General features: G+C 62.9%; 9 protein-coding genes. 8 read left to right on the top strand and 1 reads right to left on the bottom strand.

Features of this window, described 5'->3' with window-relative positions; all coding sequences use genetic code 11:
- The 8 genes from EN969_RS10430 to EN969_RS10395 form a co-directional block, all read left to right on the top strand.
- Positions 1-293: glucuronate isomerase (locus EN969_RS10430; RefSeq protein ID WP_206525144.1), on the top strand; the 293-nt coding region annotated here is incomplete at its 5' end.
- Positions 294-326: 33 nt separating this feature from the next.
- On the top strand, positions 327-1,304 hold the full coding sequence (locus EN969_RS10425) for a TRAP transporter substrate-binding protein (RefSeq protein WP_024504231.1): 978 nt from the start codon (positions 327-329) through the stop codon (positions 1,302-1,304).
- 59 nt (positions 1,305-1,363) lie between these two features.
- Positions 1,364-1,891: a TRAP transporter small permease gene (locus tag EN969_RS10420; RefSeq protein ID WP_013529043.1), complete on the top strand. Its 528-nt coding sequence runs from the start codon at positions 1,364-1,366 to the stop codon at positions 1,889-1,891.
- Positions 1,892-3,172: a TRAP transporter large permease gene (locus EN969_RS10415; protein ID WP_013529044.1), complete on the top strand. Its 1,281-nt coding sequence runs from the start codon at positions 1,892-1,894 to the stop codon at positions 3,170-3,172.
- Positions 3,173-3,276: 104 nt separating this feature from the next.
- Positions 3,277-4,050, top strand: a complete 774-nt coding sequence (locus EN969_RS10410) for a FadR/GntR family transcriptional regulator (protein ID WP_063169450.1) — start codon at positions 3,277-3,279, stop codon at positions 4,048-4,050.
- Between the two features lie 22 nt (positions 4,051-4,072).
- Positions 4,073-4,924 carry a 5-dehydro-4-deoxy-D-glucuronate isomerase gene (kduI, locus tag EN969_RS10405; protein WP_063169449.1) on the top strand — a complete coding sequence of 284 codons (852 nt, stop codon included), beginning with the start codon at positions 4,073-4,075 and terminating at the stop codon, positions 4,922-4,924.
- Positions 4,921-5,679, top strand: a complete 759-nt coding sequence (gene kduD / locus EN969_RS10400; RefSeq protein WP_063169448.1) for a 2-dehydro-3-deoxy-D-gluconate 5-dehydrogenase KduD — start codon at positions 4,921-4,923, stop codon at positions 5,677-5,679. Before kduI ends, kduD begins: the two co-directional genes overlap by 4 nt.
- Before the next feature lie 66 nt (positions 5,680-5,745).
- On the top strand, positions 5,746-6,081 hold the full coding sequence (locus tag EN969_RS10395; RefSeq protein WP_063169447.1) for a cupin domain-containing protein: 336 nt from the start codon (positions 5,746-5,748) through the stop codon (positions 6,079-6,081).
- A gap of 271 nt (positions 6,082-6,352) precedes the next feature.
- Here EN969_RS10395 and EN969_RS10390 read toward each other — a convergent pair.
- The coding region (locus EN969_RS10390; protein ID WP_127419110.1) for an aldehyde dehydrogenase family protein at positions 6,353-7,154 on the bottom strand (802 nt) is incomplete at its 5' end.

The raw sequence follows: 7,154 nt of genomic DNA, 5'->3' as shown, positions 1-7,154 counted from the left end.
GTGTCTACCCGGCGCTGAAGCTCGGGCCGGCCTGGTGGTTCCACGACAGCCCGGAAGGCATGCGGCGCTTCCGCGAGATGACCACCGAGACCGCCGGCTTCTACAACACCGTCGGCTTCAACGACGACACCCGTGCCTTTCCCTCGATCCCGGCGCGCCACGATGTGGCGCGGCGGGTCGACTGCGCGTTCCTGGCGCGTCTCGTCGCCGAGCATCGGCTGCGCGAGGACGAGGCGCATGAGCTGGCGCGGGAGCTTGCCTATACACTTGCGAAAAAGGCCTACCGGCTCTGAGCCGGGCGTTTTGGTTTTCATAGGGAGGAAGTCATGTTGCATCTTTCGAAATTGACGGCAGTTACATTCGTTTTCGGCTCGTTGCTGGTCGGCATCGCCAACGCCGAAACCGTGCTGCGGTCGTCCGATACCCATCCCGACGGCTATCCAACCGTCGAAGCGGTCAAATATATGGGCGAGCTGATCAAGCAGCGCACCAATGGCCGCTATTCGGTCGAGGTCTATCATTCGGCGCAGCTCGGCGAGGAGAAGGACACGATCGAGCAGACGCAGACCGGCGTCATCGATCTCAACCGCGTCTCGATGGGGCCGTTCAACGGCATCGTTCCGCAAACCGCGGTGCCGTCGCTGCCCTACATGTTCCGCTCCGTCGAGCATATGCGCCATGTCATGGACGGGCCGATCGGGGACGAGATCCTGAAAGCCTTTGAGACTCACGACCTTGTCGGTCTCGCCTTCTACGATTCCGGGGCACGCTCCTTCTACAACACCAAGAAGGACATCACCTCGATGGCCGACATGAAGGGCATGAAGTTCCGCGTCATCCAGTCCGACGTGTTCGTCGACATGGTCAATGCGTTGGGCGCCAACGCCACGCCGATGGCCTATGGCGAGGTCTATTCGGCTTTGCAGACAGGCGTCATCGACGGCGCCGAGAACAACTGGCCGAGCTTCGAATCCGCCAAGCATTTCGAGGTCGCCAAGCATTACACGCTCGACCAGCACCAGATCGTGCCCGAGGTTCTGGTGATGTCGAAGGCGAGCTGGGACAAGCTCGCCCCGGAAGACCAGGCGATCGTGCGGCAGGCGGCCAAGGACAGCGTCGTCAAGATGCGTGAATTGTGGGACGCGCAGGAGAAGAAGTCGCGCGACATCGTCGAGAAAGCCGGCGTCAAGGTCAGTGAGATCGACAAGCAGCCGCTGATCGATGCGATGAAGCCGGTCTACGAGAAATATCTCTCGACCCCCGAGTTGAAAGATCTCGCCGCGCGCATCCAGGCGACCAAATAATCCGTTCGCGGCAATGGTGGCGCGAGCTTGCGCGCCACCGTCCAGTGGGAAGCGCGCATATGAAACCATTCTGGCTGGCAATAGAACGGCTGCTGTCACGGCTGGCGAGGCTTGCGCTGTGGGTCAGCGGCATCGGCCTGACGCTGATGACGGTGATCATCTTCTGGCAGGTGTTCTCACGCTATGTGCTCAACAGTTCGCCAAGCTGGACGGAACCCTTCTCGGTGATTTTGATGGGGTGGTTCATCTTTTTGGGCGCGGCCGTCGGTGTCCGCGAACGCACGCATCTGGGCTTCGATGTGCTGCTCTATTTCCTGCCGCCCGCCGCAAAGGCGGTACTGCGCAGCATTTCGGATGTCGTCGTGCTCGCCTTCGGTCTCGGCATGATCGTCTACGGCGCCCAGCTCACCCGGCTGACATGGAACACGGTGATGCCGTCTCTCGCTTTCCCGGGCGGCGTCAGTTTCCTGCCGGTCATCCTGGGCGGCGCGCTTGTCTGCCTGTTTTCGCTCGAGCGGCTTGCCGGGCGGTTTGCCGGACTGCCGGTCGATGCCGATCAGTACGCCACGGGCGAGGAGGGTCTCTAGATGGCATTGACGGTTCTGTTCGGCACCTTCGTCTTTCTTCTGATCATCGGCACACCGATCGCCTTCTGCCTCGGTGTCGCCAGCTTCGCCACGGTTCTGGTGCTGGGGCTGCCGCCGCTGGTGGTGTTCCAGCGCCTCAACTCCGGTGTCAGCGTGTTTTCGCTGATGGCCATCCCGTTCTTCATCTTCGCCGGTGACCTGATGGTGCGCGGCGGCATTGCCGCTCGCCTTGTTGCGCTCGCCGGGGCGTTGGTCGGCCACCTGAGAGGCGGGCTCGGCCAGGTCAACATCGCCGCCTCGACCATGTTCGGCGGCATTTCCGGCTCGGCGGTGGCCGATGCCTCGGCGGTCGGCGGGCTGATGATCCCGCAGATGAAGGCGCGCGGCTACGGCGTCGATTATGCTGTCAACATCACTTCGGTCGGCGCCATCATTGCGCTGCTGATACCGCCTTCGCACAACATGATCATCTATTCGATTTCGGCCGGCGGCCGGATCTCGATCGCTGATCTGTTCACCGCCGGCATCATACCGGGCCTGCTGCTGGCGCTATCTCTGATGGTCACGGCCTATTGGGTCGCCAGCCGCCGCGCCTATCCGACCGAGCCGTTCGCCGGCTTCGGCAGGGCGCTGCAATTGCTCGTTGCCGCAATTCCCGGGCTGATCCTGATCGGCATCATCTTCGGCGGCGTTCGCTCCGGCGTCTTCACCGCCACCGAAAGCTCCTGCATCGCCATCGTCTATGCTTTCCTGGTGACCCTGCTGATCTATCGCTCCATGAGCTGGAACGACTTCGTCACCGCGACCACCGCTGCCGTGCGCACAACCGCAATGGTGCTGATGATCATCGGCTGCGCCGCCGCCTTTGGCTGGCTGCTGGCCTATCTCCGGGTGCCGGCCGCTCTGGTCGCCTTCCTGCAGTCCGTATCCGACAACAAGCTGGTCATCTTGCTGTTGATCAACGTCGTGCTTCTCATCCTCGGCACGTTCATGGACATGTCGCCGCTGATCATCATCACCACGCCGATCTTCCTGCCGGTGGTCATGGCCTACGGCGTCGATCCGGTGCATTTCGGCGTGATCCTCATTCTCAATCTCGGCATCGGCTTGTGCACACCGCCGGTGGGGGCAGTGCTGTTCGTCAGCTGTGCGATCGGCCGGATCCCGATCTGGACGGCGATGCGTTCGATCTGGCCATTCTATGGGGCGGCTTTCGCTGTGTTGATGCTTGTCACCTACGTGCCGGAAATTTCGTTGTGGTTGCCGCACCTGTTCCACTAGAGCAGTTCACGGGAACGGCGAACTGCTCTAACCCTTTGTTTTGACGCAATTCCGGACGGAAACCGTTTCACATTTTTCCTGGAATTGCTTTAGGAGACCATCACGTGTCCGCTGCATCCGCCGATCTCAGGGTCGAGAGAAAACCCAAGCTGTCGGAGACCGTCGTTGCGGCGATCCGCAAGCAGCTGCAGGCGGGCGAAATCCTGCCTGGCCACAAATTGCCGACCGAGGGCCAGCTGACCGAGACCTTCGGCGTCAGCCGCACCGTCATCCGCGAGGCGCTGGCCAAGCTTGCCGCCGACGGCCTGGTCGAGTCGCGTCAAGGCGCCGGCGTCTTCGTCACCGAGCATATCTCGACGATGTTCGGAGCGCTTGCCGCCGACATGGGAGCCAAGGATTCGATCGCGCTCAACGTGCTCGAGGTACGCTTGGCAATCGAGATCGAGTCGGCCGGGATCGCCGCTATTCGCCGCAACGCCGCGCAGGAGGCGGCGATCCAGGAAGCCTTCTTCGAATTCGAGCGGCTGCTGCTTGCCAGCGAGCCGACCGGCCCGGCCGACCTCGCCTTCCACCGCGCCATCGCCAGCGCGACCAACAACCCGTTCTATGTCGAGATGCTCGACGTGCTCGGCCGGCGCGCCATTCCGTGCGACGTGACCTCGCCCTGGTCGACCGAACTGGCGCAATCCGACAACTACCAGCGCGGGCTGCAGCGCGAACATCTGGTGATCCTCAATGCGATCACATCGGGCGATGCCGAAGCGGCGCGCGAGGCAATGCGCGCGCACCTCACAGCCAGCCAGCAGCGCTACCGCGAACGCCTGCATGCGCGGCAGGCTTTCTATGCCAGTTCGGTCAGGGCCGCCGCCGGCGAATGACCCATTTCAAGTCAGGACGAAAATGAGCCAGAGCCATACCGATTACACATCCCGCTTTGCCATAGACCCGGTTGCCGCCGCGGCGATGGGAACCGATGAACTCCGTCACAATTTCCACATTGACGGCCTGTTCCAGTCCGGCCGCATCAGCCTGACCTACACCCACTACGACCGCATGATCGTCGGCGGCGCCGTGCCGATAGGCTCGCCGCTCCAACTGGAGGCGATCAAGCCGACCGGCACCAAAGGTTTCCTCGACCGGCGCGAGTTGATCGCCGTCAACATCGGTGGCGTGGGCGTCATCACGACCGGCGGCCAACCTCATGAATTGCAGGCGCGCGACATGCTCTATCTCGGCATGGGCACACAGGATGTGTCCTTCGCCTCAGCGGATGAGGGGGCGCCGGCGAAGTTCTATCTGCTCAGTGCGCCGGCGCATCTGGCTCATCCCAGCCGGCTGATCCGCCTCAGTGACGCCAAGCGCCTCGATCTCGGCAGCAAGGATGCCTGCAACGAGCGTTCGATCTTCCAGTTCATCCATGCCGATGGCGCAAAGACCTGCCAGCTGGTGGTCGGCATGACCCAGCTGGCGCCGGGCTCTATCTGGAACACCATGCCTTGCCATGTGCATGACCGGCGCATGGAGGCCTATCTCTATTTCGACCTGGCCGAGACGGCGCGCGTCTTCCACTTCATGGGCGAGCCGGACGAAACGCGCCATATCGTCATGGCCAACGAAGAGGCCGTGCTGTCGCCGGGTTGGTCGATCCACTCCGGCGCCGGCACTTCCAATTATGCGTTCATCTGGGCGATGGCCGGCGACAATGTCGACTACACCGATGTCGACCCGGTGGCGTTGGGCGATCTGCGGTGAGCGACCCCTTCAGCCTTGCCGGAAAACGTATCCTGGTCACCGGCGCCAACACCGGCATCGGCCAGGGCATCGCCGTATCGATCGCACGCGCCGGCGGCACGGTGATCGGCGTCGGTCGCTCGTCGATGGACGATACGGCCAGAAAGATCGCAACGATGGGCGGGCAATTCGAGGCGGTGAGCGCCGATCTTGCCGACACGTCAGCCGCCGGCCCCTTGCTCGACCGCGTCTGGGACGAAAGCGGCCCGCTCGACGGGCTGGTCAACAATGCCGGCATCATCCGGCGCGCCGATGCCGTCGATCTCAGCGAGGCCGATTGGGACGACGTCATGGACGTCAATCTGAAGACGGTTTTTTTGCTCTGCCAAAGCTTTGCCAGGCGTGCCTTGGCCGCTGAGCGGAAAGGCAAGATCGTCAACATTGCCTCCGTGCTGAGCTTTCAGGGCGGCATTCGCGTGGCGTCCTACACCGCCTCGAAGCATGGCGTGCTCGGCATCACCCGGCTGCTTGCCTGCGAATGGGCGCAAAAAGGCATCAACGTCAACGCTGTCGCGCCAGGCTATATCGAAACCAACAACACGCAGGCGCTGCGCGCCGATCCCGACCGCAGCGCCGCTATCCTGGCGCGCATCCCGGCCGGCCGCTGGGGCGAGGCGGGCGACATTGGCGATGCCGCCGTCTTCCTGCTGGCGCCGGCGTCGAACTACATGCATGGCGCGGTGGTGCCGGTGGATGGTGGCTGGCTGGCACGCTAGGTTTTGACGCAATTCCGAACGGAAACCGTTTCACACTTTTCCTGGAATTGCTCTGAGGAGACGACGATGACCGCAAAGATCTTCGCGCATGCCGGCGAGGGCGCCTGGACGGCGACACCGGACGGCAACAGGCGCCGCATTCTCCTGCACACTGACGAGTTGATGCTGGTCGAATTCGGCTTCGACAAGGGTGGCGTCGGCGCCCTGCATTCGCACCCGCACGTCCAGGCAAGTTACGTCGCCGAGGGCCGCTTCGAGGTGACCATCGACGGCCGGAGCGAGATCGTTGGGACGGGCGGGAGTTTCATCGTGCCGTCGGGCCTGGTGCACGGGGTCAAGGCGCTCGAAGCGGGGCGGCTGGTCGACAGCTTTGCGCCGCACCGGGCCGATTTCCTCGGCTAGAGCATTTCACCGTTTCACGGAAACGGCGAGCTGCTCTAACTCTTTGTTTTGACGCAATTCTAGACGGAAAACCGCTTCACACTTTTCCTGGAATTGCTCTAACGAGGGGTAAGAGATCGAGCGGGAATGACCCGCACCCCAGAAAGAGGCGCGGGTCTGTTGCCTGGGCGCTTGTGGCGCCGCGGTACTCAAGACATCACCGCAGGATGAGGACCCTGCCGCACCGTGGTGAAGATAGTCTTAATGCACCGGGGCTGCGTAGCTCGGTCGGTCAGGTGATGTGCCGCAGGAGGCTGAAAAGCCGTTCGAACGTCTTGCCGTAGGGCGGGCGCAGCAGGCTTCCCGCGCTCAGCCGCGACTGCATGAAAACCCGTTTCTCCTTGCTGAAGGTGCGAAATCCCCATTCGCCGTGATAGGCGCCCATGCCGCTGGCGCCGACGCCGCCGAAGGGCTGGTTTTCCTGTACCAGATGCAGCATGCAGTCGTTGACGGTGACGCCGCCGGCAATTGTCTCGCGCAGGATGCGTTGACGGTTGCCGCTGTCGCGGCCGAACCAGTAGAGTGCCAGCGGGCGGTCGGCCCCGTTCACATGGGCGATCGCCTCGTCGATCCCGGTGTATTCTACGATGGGCAGCACCGGCCCAAAGATCTCTTCGCGCATCAGCCGCAGGTTTGCGCCGGCATTGCGGACCAGGGTCGGCAGCAACTTCCCGCTATTGGCGTCAAGTTCCTCGCCGGCCGGGTTGATTTCGGTGACATCGGCGCCGGCGTCACGCGCTTCAGTGACCATGTCGCGCAGGCGCTGGTGGTGCCGATCGCTGATGATGGCGGTATAGTCGGGGTTGTCGCGTAGAGTCGGGTAGAGCTTAGCGATCGCCGTTGCGAGCCTGGCAGCGACCGTGCCTGCTTGCCCCTTCGGCACCAGAAGGTAATCCGGCGCGATACAGGTCTGCCCGGCATTCAACAGCTTGCCGTAGGCAATGCTCAATACTGCCGCGTCGAGGTCGCATGACGGATCGAAGATTGCCGGCGACTTGCCGCCGAGTTCGAGCGTGACCGGGGTCAGGTTGGCG

Source organism: Mesorhizobium sp. M7A.F.Ca.CA.003.01.2.1 (assembly GCF_003998945.1).
GTDB classification, from domain to species: domain Bacteria; phylum Pseudomonadota; class Alphaproteobacteria; order Rhizobiales; family Rhizobiaceae; genus Mesorhizobium; species Mesorhizobium ciceri.
The sequence above is the reverse complement of the archived record's forward strand: the minus strand, read 5'-3'. Positions and strand labels throughout refer to the sequence as shown.